Consider the following 12,906-nt stretch of genomic DNA (forward strand, 5'->3'; position numbering starts at 1 on the left):
AAGCTTTATTCCCCTTTTTCCATGAGTTCTGCCTGCTCTGCGATCGTCAGAGCTGACAGAATTTCTTCAATCTCTCCGTTCATCACTTGATCCAGTCTATGCATGGTTAGACCGATCCGATGATCCGTTACACGGCTCTGCGGGAAGTTGTATGTGCGAATCCGTTCACTGCGATCGCCCGTACCGACTTTGCTCTTCCGCTCACCTGCATATTTTGCTTCTTCCTCTTGGCGCATCATATCGAAGATACGTGTGCGCAGCACTTGAAGTGCTTTTTCCTTATTCGAGTTCTGAGACTTGCCGTCCTGACAAGTAGCTACAATTCCGGTAGGAACATGCGTTACCCGTACCGCCGATTTTGTCGTGTTGACGGACTGTCCGCCTGCACCACTGGAGCAGAACGTATCGACGCGAATATCCTTATCATGAATTTCAATGTCAAGGTCCTCTGCCTCAGGCATAACTGCTACTGTAGAAGTGGAGGTGTGAATCCGTCCGCCGGATTCCGTCGCAGGAATACGCTGTACGCGGTGAGCACCGCTCTCGTATTTCATTTTGCTGTAAGCGCCGCGGCCGTTAATCATGAAGATAACCTCTTTGAATCCGCCAAGATCACTTTCGTTCACGTCCATCAGCTCGACTCTCCAGCCTTGGGATTCCGCATAGCGCGTATACATCCGGTAGAGATCTGCAGCGAACAGCGCAGCCTCGTCTCCGCCTGCCGCACCACGGATCTCGACGATCACGTTCTTGTCATCGTTCGGGTCTTTCGGCAGGAGCAGAATACGAATCTTCTCCTCAAGTTCCTGCTGGCGGGGAGCCAGCTCATCAATCTCCATCTTCACCATTTCACGCATCTCATCGTCAAGCTTCTCGTTCAGCATTTGTTTAGCTGCATCCAGCTCTTCAACGACGGTCTTATATTCTGTATAAGCCTCATATGCAGGCTGCAAATCCGATTGTTCCTTCGAATAATCTCTCAGCTTCTTGCTGTCACTGGCCACATCCGGGTCGCAGAGCAGCTCACTAAGCTTCTCATAACGATCCACAAGGGCTTGTAAACGATCCAACATAGTAATCACCTCTTCTTAAGCATCTTTCATATTCGTTCGTATCCGACATTATATTATAAGGTTCAAAAGGTTGTATGAGGATATCGCTACAACGTCATCAATCCTTTGTCATTATTAAAATCATACGTTATACATACAGACTCGTCATATACAGCAAGACACCGCTCAATCACCGGGCAGCTGCAAAATATCTATCAATTAACAACAAGTCTGTTCGACTCTTTATTATATCATACGGCAAAGCGCTTGAGAAGATACTGCTGTGAGGATGTTTGGGGGAATACTGCTGTCTGTGGTTTCAGATAAAAAAATCCCTGCCTTTCCAATAAGGAAAGACAGGGTCCCTTCATGATTAAACGTTAAAACGGAAATGCATTACATCGCCATCTTGCACGATGTATTCTTTACCTTCCAGTCTCAGCTGACCACGTTCCTTCGCTCCGTTCATGGAGCCTGCCGCCATCAGATCATCGTAGGATACAACCTCGGCGCGGATGAACCCGCGTTCGAAGTCAGAGTGGATCACACCCGCTGCGCCAGGCGCTTTCGTACCTTTGCGGATTGTCCAAGCTCGAACTTCTTGAACACCTGCAGTGAAGTAAGTGTACAGACCGAGGAGGCGATACGCAGCCTTGATTAGACGGTTAAGACCGGATTCCTCAAGCCCCAGCTCTTCAAGGAACATTTCCTTGTCTTCCCCTTCAAGCTCGGCAATCTCGGCTTCCACTTTGGCACTAATCGGTACAACTTCAGCATGTTCCGCTGCTGCAAAGTCCTTCACTTGCAGCACATACGGATTCTCGTCCGCAGTAGACACTTCATCCTCACTAACGTTTGCCGCATATAGTACAGGCTTCATTGTAAGCAGGTGAAGATCGCGAACGACGAGACGCTCGTCTTCTGTCAGCTCCAGGCTGCGCGCCGGTTTGTCTTCATACAGAACTTCCTTCAGCTTCTCCAGAACTTCAACTTCCTGAGTGCCCTGCTTGTTGCCGCCCTTCATATTCTTGCGGGCACGATCAATACGCTTCTCGACACTCTCGATATCAGCCAGAATCAGCTCAAGATTGATCGTTTGAATATCCGATATCGGATCTACCTTGCCATCAACATGTGTGATATTCTCATCTTCAAAACAACGTACAACATGCACAATCGCATCTACTTCGCGAATATGAGCCAGGAACTTGTTGCCGAGCCCTTCACCCTTACTCGCACCGCGAACAAGCCCTGCAATGTCGACGAATTCAAATGCCGTAGGCACGGTCTTGTTCGGTTGTACCAGCTCTGTAAGTTTGTCCAGACGCTCATCAGGAACCTCAACCACACCGACATTTGGATCAATCGTACAGAAAGGATAGTTCGCGCTCTCCGCACCTGCCTGGGTAATCGCATTAAAAAGAGTCGACTTTCCTACGTTCGGAAGTCCGACAATCCCTGCTTTCAAAGCCATGTATTCCTACAACTCCTCAAATAAATATTTGTTTGCAGCGTGTTCGCTGAAAAGAACGCATTTCATAATGTTATATAAACGAAGATATCATGAAATTCATTCGAATGAATGCAATTTACGAGTATAAACTTTCGTGACAATCCCACTAATTATATATGAGATGCCAAAGTGCATCAAGACAAGAAGCGCTTAAGTCCTCTGCTTGCACATTATTTCCTGATCGTATGAAGCAGCCTACAATTCCTTATACATGGTGATGCTCTTGGTATCATAGCCCATTTTCATATACAGTCTCTTAGCCCGGTCATTATGACCAAATACATGAAGTCCGATCCGTTCAGCATGAAATTTGCGAGCTTCCCTCTCCAGCAGCTCCATCGTCTGTGTGCCGTAGCCCTTGCCCTGATATTCCTCGGCTATATGTATGTCATACAGAAAAGCCTCTCTTACTCCATTTCGCAAGTAGATATTAAACCAAATAAATCCGACGACCTGTCCAACTCCTGCACTTGAATCAATCAGATTGTAGAAATAGGCATCCGGGGTAAGATAGCCGTCCGGGAGAATCCGGTGCATGTCCTCGAATGCCCGGCTCTCGGCATTCTCAGGCAGCCAGGTCCCGGCAATAATCTTCTCATGAGCATATTCTTTCAATGTAAAGGACATAAACTTCTCGTACTCCAATTCATTCATTGCATTAAGCTCAATCACGATCCAATCCACCTTCCTGACTGATTCAATGTTTTAATGAGTCTTGATGTACCCTGAAGTTCTGCAATAGTTCTTGCGCCTATACCAAACATGGCAGCACGCAGCTCGAATTCGACCTGTGCCAGCCTCTGATGAAGCGCCTCCTCTGAATGGACTGCGGATTCAAGCAAGGATCTCCCGAACCCCGCCAGGTCTGCACCTAGTCCAAGCGCTTTGGCAGCATCTACTCCATTAGTCAGCCCGCCACTCCCAATTAACGCCTTGGCCGGATTGTACTCTCGAACCTCCAGGATGCAATCACTGGTAGGAATTCCCCAATCGGCAAAAGCTTCTGCTGCGGCTCGGCGCATCGGATCCTGATTGCGGTACTTCTCCACCTGAATCCAGCTTGTCCCTCCTGCTCCGGCAACATCAATAAATGAAACCCCGGCCGAATATAGCCGGGCTGCAGTACTACCATCAATTCCCCAGCCCACTTCCTTAACGCCGACCGGAACCTCAAGCTTCTTGCATAGAGCTTCAATTCGCTGCAGCAGGCTGCTAAAATCAGTGTTTCCTTCCGGCTGAAATACCTCCTGCAGACTGTTCAGATGAAGCACCAGCATGGATGCACCTGCGATGTCTACTGCCCGCTGACAGGCCTCTGCGCCAAAGCCGTAATTCAGCTGCACAGCTCCCAGATTCGCAATGACAGGTATAGTAGGCGCAAATCTTCGTACAGCAAAGGTATCACTAAGCTCTGGCTTCTCAACTGCTGCACGTATAGAACCGACACCGAGTGACCAGCCTCTGGCTTCTGCTGCTGCAGCAAGACGTTCATTTATTAAGCCTGTTGTCTTGCTTCCACCGGTCATGGAGCTGATCAGCAGCGGCGTACGCAGCTCTTCTCCTAGAAAGGTGGCAGCCAGACTGATATCTGAGAAGTTAAGCTCGGGCAGCGCCAAATGACGGAATCGATAATTCTCTAATCCGGTGGATATTCCCTGACCGTTCACATCCTCATTCAGGCATAACCTGACATGCTCCATTTTCCGTTCCCCGGTTGGAATCTCAGGCAGCAGATGCTCGCTAACCCGAAATTCATTCATGTTCTTCTTATCATCATGATCCTGATCGGGTCTTTTCTGCATTCTCTCTCTTCCCCTCTCATCGTTTCAAAGAGTTGTGAGATTAATTCACATTCTATATTATCCTGATCTATTATAACGAAATGAGTACATCTTATCGATATGACCTACAGCGAAGATTTTCCCGGAGGAGCCCGTGTCAGGTCCAGCACAGAAGGGTTATGTATATAGATAGAAGGATCTGTTAACAGCGTTTAGTGTACGGTCATCTCATCAACATTCTTCCGATAATCCGCTGCAAAATGAACAGAATGATGAGCCAGATCAATCTTTTTATTCAGAGCATAGCGCCTGAAACAAGAATACTTCTTGTTTCGAATTTTCTCGTATCTATACTATATAGGAGAGAATTGTAAAGGTACCCGGGCAATCCCAAGCAGACATACCTAGATATTTCGCCTGAAAAGTGAAGCCCCAGAAAAGACGTTCATCGTTGAAGTAACGGGATAATCTTCCGTACACGGTATCGTTCAAATGCAAATAAGGCAGAGCTTTGACTGCACCTGATTTAAGATAATCTGTCAGCTTGCCAAGAGTATAGAGCGGGTCGAGCTGCTGCATATCTACATAACCCTTGAGCGAACGTCCGCCTGTGTGAACATCTCTTCAATTAAATGAGGCATCATCCAAGAAAGTAGCACCTTGATCAAACTTATAATCCCCGAGGGATCGTCTTGCAGAACGCCCCCCGATTACAGACTGCTTCTCATACTACATCCACTTCATAGCCTTGCCCTGATAACAGCATCGTTGCTGCCAAACCGCCGGGCCCTGCTTCAATAACACTGGCTTGCTTGTTCTTATGTACAGGCATCGTATTAGGCACACCTTTTTATGTATTTATTAAGATTGGCGGTTATGCTAGACAATATTCATAGACTTTCCAAAATATACTCTCTAAAGATATATAACCAAATTATTTACACCGGTAGGTTAATTATTGATTTGCATTAAATGAAGATAAAGTACCGTTATTATACACAAACCAAACACCCTTGTCGATGTATCTACCACAAGTAAGCCTGCTGATTTGCTTCATCCCTCGTATGTTAGTGTTAATAATGTGCAGGATATAGAAATCCTGATTCGTCACTCATCATCTCATCTTATACACATGAAGGGAAGTCCTCATAAATGACCAATCCACAGCATCCTCATCATTCGCAGGCGTCAAGCTCAGCTGTTCCCAAGAAAAAATTCTCTCTAAAAAAGTTCATGCTTTGGTTTGTTATTCTTAACGTGCTGTGGCTTTGCGGCGTCATGGTATACCAAATGAATAAACCTCTGCCTCAAGGCGTATCCTTCGAGGGACCTGTCCATCATGTAGAACATGTTGAGTTTCTTGCTGATCTGACGTATCCCGATCCGGAAGCATCCGAGGGGACCGAGCGGCATGAACAGCAAATTATTAAGCGGATGGAGCAAATTATTCAAGAAGCAGAGCAGTTTCTTGTCATCGATATGTTTCTGTTCAACCATTATGAGCATGCAAACCAGACGTTTCCCCAAGTGAGCAAGCGTTTCGCCAATCTGCTGATCAAGAAAAAGCAAGCGAATCCCGACATAAATATCGTATTCATTACGGATGAAATCAACACCAATTATAACTCTCATCCCAACGCCTTGCTGGAGCAAATGAAAGCCAGTGGAATCCGTGTCGTGGTCACGAATGTTGATCCCCTCAGGGATTCGATCCCCTTCTATTCGGCTGTATGGCGTACTTATTTACAATGGTTTGGTGAACAGGGAACCGGCTGGCTGCCGAACCTCATGGCTACAGATGGTCCGGATGTTACATTACGCACCTATCTCAAGCTGCTTAATGTGAAGGCCAATCATCGCAAGCTTGTAGCCAGCGAACAGACAGCCATTGTTGCTTCCGCCAATGTTCACGACGCGAGCGTCTATCACTCCAACATCGCCTTTGAAGTCTCAGGTGCGATCATCGGAGATATTCTTAAGACCGAACAGGCTGCCATGGATTTATCCTCAGCTGGCAAGCTTCCCGAGTATACCGCACCAGAGAGCCCCGAGTCAGGACCTATTCGTGTGCGTTATCTGACCGAAGGGAAAATTGCGAAGCATGCGATATCCTTAATAGAGCAGTCTCAGTCAGGAGATACACTATGGATGGGGATGTTTTATTTGGCGGACAAAGCGGTGAAGAATGTCCTGCTGGAAGCATCGGAGCGGGGAGTTGAGGTAAGGATCATACTTGATCCGAACGAGAATGCATTTGGACAGAAGAAGATCGGTATTCCTAACCGCCCGGTTGCCGAAGAGCTGACGGAGAAGTCCAAGGGCAGCATCAACATCAGATGGTATAACACGACCAAGGAACAATATCATACCAAGCTCCTGTATCTGGAGCGTCATTCTGGAGACCATATGATGCTAGGGGGATCAACCAACTTCACTCCCCGTAATTTGAATAACTACAATCTAGAAAACAATCTATGGGTCGAGGCTCCTTCAGACAGTAAAATCGCCGTTGATGTATCTCAATATTTTAATCGTTTGTGGAGCAATCAGGACGGCGAATTCACCCTTCATCTGTCGGCCTATGAGGACTCTACTACGTTCTGGACCGGCATTCTGTACAAAATCCAGTATGCCCTCGGCTTTACTACTTTCTGATAAAAAATAGACATAACGACTTTATCCAGCTACATTGACTTCGAAGAAACAACGTCATCCGTTCATGTGACCACTTATCAGGAGCAATGAATAGCCGCTGAACGAACATTCGGCGGTTTTTTCAAATTCTTATCCTCCATATATTTTCATCTGAAATAGTTGACATGGAACGTAAATTGCATTAGACTAACGATCGTTAGGTAGGTGAATGATTATGAGCTCAGATAGGATAAAAGAAGCCGCGCTAAGTCAGTTTGCGCTCGAAGGCTATGAAGGAGCTTCCCTCCGCAAAATTGCAGATGAAGTCGGAATCAAGAAGCCGTCAATCTACGCTCACTATAAGAATAAGGACGACCTGTTCATCCATGTCGTGGAATATGTGTTCCAGTTGGAACGCAGACGCATACTGACTTATTTTCAGGAGCAATTCAATAAGAACAGTACGCTTGAAGAATGCCTTCATGGATTTTTTGATTGGTTTGGAAAAGAATTCGAGTCTCAGGACGCTGCCAAGCTGCTTATGCGGGTCAGCTATTTTCCACCGCCATCTTTGAATAATGAAGTTACCCATATGGTGTATCCGTTTCTGGATGGTCTGGAGAGTGCTCTCGCCAAATTCCTGGTTCGTCAATCTTATGAACACAGTCACGCAGCTCAGATCGCAATCAGCTATATGACACTGGTTGACGGCACAACCGTTGAATTGCTGTACGGGGGCATGGAGCGTTATCAGAAGCGAGTCAAAGCCGCCTGGCCCGTGTTTTGGCATGGGCTTCAACTTTTTAATACAAAGGAGTCATCTTCATGAACCGCAACTGGTTATATGTCATCCTCGGAGGAGTCATTGAGGTCATTTGGGTCTCAGGCCTGAAGCATGCAGAAACACCGCTGGAGTGGATCGCTACTGTTGTAGCCATTGCTGTGAGCTTCTGGCTTATAATTCAGGCTGCCAAGCGGCTGCCTGTCGGCACGGTCTATGCCGTATTTACAGGACTGGGTACCGCAGGTACAGTCATTGTGGAAATGCTCTTATTCGGAGAGCCCTTCCGCCTGTCCAAAGTACTCTTAATCGCACTATTGCTAGCCGGTGTAGTCGGACTCAAGCTCGTAACAGACCAAACGTCGAAGCAAGAATCGAAAGGAGGCCTGACCTAAATGGCATGGGCAGCTGTTATTTTTGCCGGGCTCAGTGAAATACTGGGTGTCATCGGGATCAAAGGGATGTCATCCGGCAAAGGAAAAAAATACTTCCTGCTGATGGGTGTAAGCTTCCTGCTAAGCTTCTCCCTCCTCTCCTATGCGATGCAGTCTTTATCAATGGGTACGGCATATGCTGTATGGACTGGTATCGGCACCGTCGGAAGTACAATAGTTGGAATGTTGATTTTTGGGGAACCAAAAGAAGCGAAGCGCGTATTGTTTATTGCAATGATCTTGTGCTCCGCTGTCGGACTAAAGCTGATCGGTTAAGAATCAGCCATATGACAAGGGCGTTACAGGAGAATTCTCCTGCATGCACCCTTGTCTTTTTTTTTGATTATTTGCTGATGGGGGCCGATACGTATTCAAAGTTGTTTCTCCTGGGTTTTTAAGATATAATTTTCCTGACCCATTAGTCAGATTAAGAACCGTGGAGTTCTTAAAAGAGGTGATCCAACTATTGTCGAACTCAACCACGGATAAGAAAAAGCATATTTTAATCGCCGCTCTGCAGCTCTTTTCTACGAAAGGCCCTGCTGCTACGTCCATGCAGGAGATTGCTGAGTTGTGTGGCATATCCAAAGGGACACTGTATCTCCACTACAAATCCAAGGAAGAGCTTCAGGAAAGTGTGGTCAGCTACTGCATTCAAACGATCTACGACAAGATTGCCATTGTGGAACGGGAACGCGAGCTGCCCCCGCGTGACAAGCTGCGTAGACAGATTGAGATCCTGCTGGAGAATTTCCTGGAATTGAGAGAGTTCTTCATTGCTCAGATGCTGGATATGGCGAACCGGGGGGATAAGGGATTTCCTCTGGAAAAATGGCCCGAGGGTATGCTCGCCCACGCCATGAAGCTGTTCAGCCAGAAGATGGTGGATATATACGGCCCAGAAGTGCTTCCTTACTCGGTTGATCTTGCGCTCCAGCTTCACAGTATGATGGGATCTTACTTGAAGCTGATTGTTACGGAGCTGTTGTCCATTCATCTTCATCGGATGGCCGAGTATTTGGTAGAAACGCTGGATATTATTGCCGAGGCCAAAATTCGCGATCAGCGTGAGCCTTTTATTCCAAAAGACTTATGGCTTCCGTGGGTGGAAGAAAATCTTCACAAGCATGACTCCCGAAAACACCCTCTGTTCCTCATCAAGGAAATCCGACATGCGGTTCGGAGCAGCGAAGAATTGGAGGAACGCCTCCGTGAGGACACGCATGATTCGCTTTCTATACTGGAAGACGAGTTCTTCGAGCTCAAGCCCAGACGTGCCATCATTCTTGGTATGATTGCCAATTTGAAGCAGGTGGCGGGCATCCAAGAGCTTGTCCAGGAGCTCCATCAAGTGTTCGATATGTATTTGAAGTGGAGAGAATAGAAACATGCTTACAACTTTTTGCTAAAGAGAGAGGAGAAGAAACTAAAGAATGAAAGGAATTATAAATTTCTCGCTAAAAAACAAATTAGCGATTTGGATTCTGACGATCATCCTGATCTTAACCGGCTTGTACAGCGGTCTCACGATGAAGCAGGAAACGATGCCGAATATCAACGTACCCTTCCTGAGCGTCAATGCCGTATATCCGGGTGCAGCCCCTGAGGCTGTGGTCGAAGAAGTTACCAAGCCGCTTGAAGAAACACTCCGTAATGTTGAGGGGATCAAGAATATAACATCAACCTCTATGGAGAATGTTGCTTCTGTTAATATTGAGTTTGATTATGGAACCAATCTGGACAATGCGACTGCTGCCGTCCGCGAGGTGCTGAATGATGTTCAGATTCCAGACGATGTGCAGAAGCCAAGTATTTCCAAATTCAGTATCAACTCCTTCCCTGTTGCTTCCATCAGCTTATCTGGTAAGAATGGAGAATCATTGGAGGACTTGACCCGTATTGCCGAGAATGACGTCGCCCCTGCCTTTGAGGACGTGGATGGCGTTGCTTCCGTGCAAATTTCCGGTCAATATACCAGAGAAGTAACACTGAATTTCGATGATGCCAAGATGGCAGAGCTTGGACTTACACAAGAAACGGTGCAAAATATCGTTCAAGCTTCCTCTATGCGCGCTCCTCTCGGACTCTTTAACCTGGATGATGCCGAGAAAGCAGTCGTTGTAGACGGCAACATCATTAGTATTGAAGATTTGGAGAACATTGAAATTCCAGCTGTTCCTGGTGGTGCTGGTGCAGATGCGGGTACTGACGCAGGTGCTGGCGCAGGTGCAGGTACTGACGCAGGTGCTGGCGCAGGTGCAGGTTCTGACGCAGGTGCTGGTGCGGGCGCAGGTACTGATGCGGGTGCTGGCGCAGGTGCAGGTACTGACTCAGGTGCGGGTGCTGGCTCAGGTGCGGGTGCTGGCGCTGCAGCCGGAATACCAACTGTTAAGCTTAGTGAAATTGCTGAAATTGAAGTTGTTGGCCAGGCCGAGTCGATCTCTCGTACCAACGGAGCAGAATCTCTTGGTTTCTCCATTGTGAAAGCGAACGATGCCAATACCGTTGATGTTGTCAATGGCGTTAAGGATGCTTCTGCTGATCTTGAAGGCCTGTACGATAACATTAACCTGGATGTTCTGCTTGACCAAGGTCAACCGATTGAGGATTCCGTTCATACCATGCTCTCCAAAGCATTATACGGCGCACTCTTCGCAATCATCATTATTCTGATCTTCCTGCGCGACTGGCGTTCCACGCTGATCTCCGTCATTTCTATCCCACTGTCCCTGCTTATTGCACTTACAGTACTGAACATGATGGATATCACGCTTAATGTCATGACCCTGGGTGCGATGACCGTAGCGATCGGCCGGGTTGTCGATGACTCCATTGTCGTCATTGAGAATATATATAGACGGCTTACGCTTTCCGGTGAGAAGCTGAAGGGTCGTGAATTGATCCTCTCCGCGACTCGTGAAATGTTCGTGCCGATTATGTCTTCAACGATTGTTACGATTGCCGTGTTCCTTCCGCTTGCACTTGTCAGCGGTATGGTTGGTGAATTGTTTATGCCGTTTGCACTGACTATGGTATTTGCATTGCTGGCTTCCTTGGTCGTGGCGATTACGATCGTTCCGGCAATGGCTCATTCCCTTTTCAGAGGCGGACTTAAGAACAAAGTCAATCATGATGAGAAGCCAGGCAAAATGGCTGGCGGATATAAGAAAATTCTGAATTGGACACTGAACCATAAGTCCATTACCATCATTGCAGCTGTACTTCTGCTCGTGGGCAGCTTGTTCCTGACCCGCTTCATTGGTACCAGCTTCATCCCTGAACAAGGCACGAACTATACACTGGTAACCTACAGCCCAGAGCCAGGTGCAACACAAGAAACGGTTGAAGAACGTACGCTTGCAGTCGAAGAATTCATTCTGAATTCTGAAGGCGTGGAGAGCATGCAGTACTCCGTAGGCGGCGGTAACCCAATGGCAGCTATGGGCGGATCGTCCAACTCCGGTCTCTTCTACCTGATCTTTGAAGATGGCGTAAGCGTATCTGAAGCGACAGAACCTATTATCGAAGGACTTCAAGAGCGTGTGCCAGAAGGTGAATGGTCCACTCTGGATATGGCAGCCGGCATGGGTGGCAACACACTGACCGTCAGCATATTCGGTGACGATGTGGAACAGATCAAGCCTGTGTCTGACGACATTCTCGAAGTCGTAAAAGCAGATACCGTGAACTTCGAAAAAGCGGAATCCACGCTTGAAGAAGGATATGACCAATATACACTTGTAGCGGATCAACAAAAACTGAGCTCTCTTGGACTGACAGCAGGTCAGCTGGCAATGGCGCTTGCTCCGCAAAATGAGCGTCCTGTCTTGACTGAAATTGAAGTTGATGGCAAGAACTATAATGTGTATATCGAAACAGAAGAGAAACAATACGCAAGCATTACTGAAATTGAAGAAGAAACACTTACTTCCCCACTGGGAATTGAGGTTCCAATCGGTGAAGTGGCTACTGTAGAAGAAGGAACAGCCCCAGCATCCATTATGCAAATTGATGGTGAAACAGTGGTACAGGTAACAGCAAACATCCTGACCGCTGACGTCGGTGCTGCTTCAGGTACAGTAGAAGAAGCCGTTAACAACATGGAACTGCCTGAAGGCGTTCATGTCGAATTCGGCGGTGTAACTGAGCAGATTAATGAGACCTTCTCACAGCTTGGCCTTGCCATGCTGGCAGCGATTGCCATTGTCTATTTCGTTCTCGTCGTTACCTTCGGCGGAGGTCTTGCTCCATTTGCAATTCTATTCTCCCTGCCGTTCACCGTTATCGGTGCGCTTGTTGGATTGCTCATTACCGGAGAGACACTCAATGTATCGTCCCTCATGGGCGGACTCATGCTGATTGGTATCGTTGTAACGAACGCGATTGTCTTGATCGACCGTGTTATTCATAAAGAAAATGAAGGAATGTCTACAAGAGATGCCTTGCTTGAAGCGGGAACAACTCGTCTTCGTCCAATCCTGATGACTGCACTTGCGACCATCGGTGCGCTTCTGCCGCTCGTCTTTGGCTGGGAAAACAGCGCAGGTATTATCTCTAAAGGACTTGGTGTTACAGTAATCGGCGGTCTGATCAGCTCCACATTGCTGACACTTGTCATCGTGCCGATTGTGTATGAAATTATCTCCAAGTTCAAGAAAAAACGGATTGAAGATTAATGGGCAGATTGGATTGATCTTATCATTCCATTCTG

Annotated in this window: 11 protein-coding genes; 6 read left to right on the top strand and 5 right to left on the bottom strand. The window is 47.2% G+C overall.

Annotated elements, in window-relative coordinates:
* Positions 1-5: 5 nt before the first annotated feature.
* The 5 genes from prfA to BM415_RS19395 all read right to left on the bottom strand — a co-directional run bounded on the left by prfA (position 6) and on the right by BM415_RS19395 (position 4,925).
* Complete coding sequence (gene prfA, locus BM415_RS19375; protein ID WP_091160840.1) at positions 6-1,073, bottom strand: peptide chain release factor 1; 1,068 nt, start codon at positions 1,071-1,073, stop codon at positions 6-8.
* Positions 1,074-1,425: 352 nt separating this feature from the next.
* Positions 1,426-2,526, bottom strand: coding sequence for a redox-regulated ATPase YchF (gene ychF / locus BM415_RS19380; RefSeq protein ID WP_091160842.1), 1,101 nt, complete (start codon positions 2,524-2,526; stop codon positions 1,426-1,428).
* 234 nt (positions 2,527-2,760) lie between these two features.
* Positions 2,761-3,237, bottom strand: a complete 477-nt coding sequence (locus tag BM415_RS19385) for a GNAT family N-acetyltransferase (protein WP_244533596.1) — start codon at positions 3,235-3,237, stop codon at positions 2,761-2,763.
* On the bottom strand, positions 3,234-4,325 hold the full coding sequence (fni, locus tag BM415_RS19390) for a type 2 isopentenyl-diphosphate Delta-isomerase (protein ID WP_091160946.1): 1,092 nt from the start codon (positions 4,323-4,325) through the stop codon (positions 3,234-3,236). Before fni ends, BM415_RS19385 begins: the two co-directional genes overlap by 4 nt.
* Before the next feature lie 369 nt (positions 4,326-4,694).
* Positions 4,695-4,925 (bottom strand): hypothetical protein, encoded by a 231-nt coding sequence (locus BM415_RS19395; protein WP_091160844.1) that lies wholly within the window; start codon positions 4,923-4,925, stop codon positions 4,695-4,697.
* A 573-nt stretch (positions 4,926-5,498) separates the two neighbouring features.
* Here BM415_RS19395 and BM415_RS19400 point away from each other — a divergent pair.
* The 6 genes from BM415_RS19400 (at position 5,499) to BM415_RS19425 (ending at position 12,871) form a co-directional block, all read left to right on the top strand.
* Positions 5,499-7,001 carry a phospholipase D family protein gene (locus BM415_RS19400; protein ID WP_244533598.1) on the top strand — a complete coding sequence of 501 codons (1,503 nt, stop codon included), beginning with the start codon at positions 5,499-5,501 and terminating at the stop codon, positions 6,999-7,001.
* 214 nt (positions 7,002-7,215) lie between these two features.
* Positions 7,216-7,809, top strand: a complete 594-nt coding sequence (locus tag BM415_RS19405) for a TetR/AcrR family transcriptional regulator (protein ID WP_091160845.1) — start codon at positions 7,216-7,218, stop codon at positions 7,807-7,809.
* Positions 7,806-8,156, top strand: coding sequence for a DMT family transporter (locus tag BM415_RS19410; protein ID WP_091160847.1), 351 nt, complete (start codon positions 7,806-7,808; stop codon positions 8,154-8,156). Before BM415_RS19405 ends, BM415_RS19410 begins: the two co-directional genes overlap by 4 nt.
* Positions 8,157-8,471 carry a DMT family transporter gene (locus BM415_RS19415; RefSeq protein ID WP_091160848.1) on the top strand — a complete coding sequence of 105 codons (315 nt, stop codon included), beginning with the start codon at positions 8,157-8,159 and terminating at the stop codon, positions 8,469-8,471.
* A 190-nt stretch (positions 8,472-8,661) separates the two neighbouring features.
* On the top strand, positions 8,662-9,579 hold the full coding sequence (locus BM415_RS19420) for a TetR/AcrR family transcriptional regulator (RefSeq protein ID WP_170862560.1): 918 nt from the start codon (positions 8,662-8,664) through the stop codon (positions 9,577-9,579).
* A gap of 49 nt (positions 9,580-9,628) precedes the next feature.
* Positions 9,629-12,871, top strand: coding sequence for an efflux RND transporter permease subunit (locus BM415_RS19425; RefSeq protein WP_091160852.1), 3,243 nt, complete (start codon positions 9,629-9,631; stop codon positions 12,869-12,871).
* Positions 12,872-12,906 lie beyond the last annotated feature (35 nt).

The organism is Paenibacillus sp. 453mf, from assembly GCF_900116105.1.
Taxonomy (GTDB): Bacteria; Bacillota; Bacilli; order Paenibacillales; family Paenibacillaceae; genus Paenibacillus; species Paenibacillus provencensis.